General features: G+C 38.0%; 1 protein-coding gene. It reads left to right on the forward strand.

What is annotated here, in order from left to right:
• Positions 1-117: 117 nt before the first annotated feature.
• The gene (locus SM124_RS23850; RefSeq protein ID WP_322448961.1) at positions 118-1,224 is read left to right on the forward strand and encodes an IS110 family RNA-guided transposase; all 1,107 of its coding nucleotides are present in this window, start codon (positions 118-120) and stop codon (positions 1,222-1,224) included.
• The last annotated feature ends 506 nt before the right edge of the window (positions 1,225-1,730 follow it).

Raw genomic sequence — 1,730 nt, forward strand, 5'->3', positions numbered from 1 at the left:
CGAGTTATCATGAACGAAACTAGCTCCTTACTCGTAAATTCGTAGGTTAATTTGGTAAGAATGTTTATTGATAAAACAAACCAAATCAGAGCTACATTACGGAAGGAGCTAGTTATTATGAAGGATACCATAAAATACGTAGGTTTAGACGTGTCAAAAGAAAAAATTGCTGTTGCTATTGCTGATGAGGGTCGTGGCGAACCTAGATACTTAGGTATGATTTCTAATACCCCTGAACAAATTAGAAAATTAATTAAGAAACTTGGAGACCCTGACACTCTACGGGTTTGTTATGAAGCAGGCGCTACAGGGTACCCACTATATAGATTATTAATTACTTTGGGTGTTCATTGTGATGTGATAGCCCCATCATTAATTCCACAAAAGCCAGGTGAGCGTATTAAAACAGATCGTAGGGACTCTATTCGACTCGCTCAGTTATATCGAGCAGGCGAGTTAACATCTATTTATATTCCTACTCCAGAAGATGAGGCACTCCGTGATCTAGTTCGAGCACGTGAAGACGCAAAAGAAGATGAGCTAAGAGCTAAACATCGCTTATCGAAGTTTTTATTACGTAATAACCTTAAACAACCTGTTGGAATTAATAAATGGACTAAAAAGTATCGTGATTGGTTAGACACATTAAAGTTTGAAAGTTCTGTTTTGCGAGTGGTTTTTCAGGAATATTATCATCAGTTAAAAGAGTTAGAACAACGTATTCTTAGACTCGAAGAGGAAATTAAGATTCAGGCAACCCAAGGGATTCATGCACCTACGATACAAGCCTTACAAGCACTAAGAGGTGTGGCCCTTATAACAGCCACAAGTCTTGTAGCCGAAATTGGTTCATTTAAACGCTTTCCTACTCCAAGGCAATTTATGGCCTATGTAGGGTTAGTTCCAAGTGAGTTTTCAAGTGGTGAAAAAAGGAGACAAGGGGAGATTACCAAAACAGGAAATCGCCATATACGACGTTTATTGACTGAATCAGCCTGGAGTTATCGCTATCAACCCGCAGTAAAAGGAGAGTTAAAGAAACGAATAGATGGTCTCCCACCAGCTATTCAAGCAATTTCATGGAAAGCTCAAAAACGCCTTCATAAAAAATATTATCAACTACTGTCAAAAGGAAAAAATGGTGGAAAAGCAATTACTGCAGTCGCAAGAGAGTTGGCCGGTTTTATTTGGGCTATAACACAAGAGTTAGAAGTCACTACATGAATGTGTAATTTAAATATTGGAAACTTAAACTAGTAAATTAATTCAATAGATAGCTGAGAATAGGGCTCGAAGGCAAAGAGTAATACCGGAAAGGAAAATCCACGTGCCTCCTCTGTGCTATATCTTAATTAGGTTAACGCACGCCTCGAGTTTGTGGAAAGTCCTTTATACGGAAAGATAAAATGTGTGAACCCACGAATATCAGAATGCTAACCGCAGTAGAGATTTTTGCCTTCGTGCCGTGTTCTTACTATCTATTCAAATAATTATAAGAAGGAGTGACGTTTAAATAATCCCTTCCTTAGCTTAATGGAGTTTCTCAATTCTAAGAATGCCAGTCAAGGAAAGCACTTGACAGCCATTCTTAGAATTGAAGTTTTGGTAGTAAGCTAAAGAAGGAGATCATTTAGCCTAAAGGCTCATAGCTTAACTTAGTAAAGAAGCCGAATATAGCTTCTCTTATTAAAGATGCCTAAAAACAACCTATATACCAATGTTGAGTGGGG

The sequence above is a fragment of the Robertmurraya mangrovi genome (assembly GCF_034427655.1).
Classification (GTDB): Bacteria; Bacillota; Bacilli; order Bacillales; family Cytobacillaceae; genus Robertmurraya_A; species Robertmurraya_A mangrovi.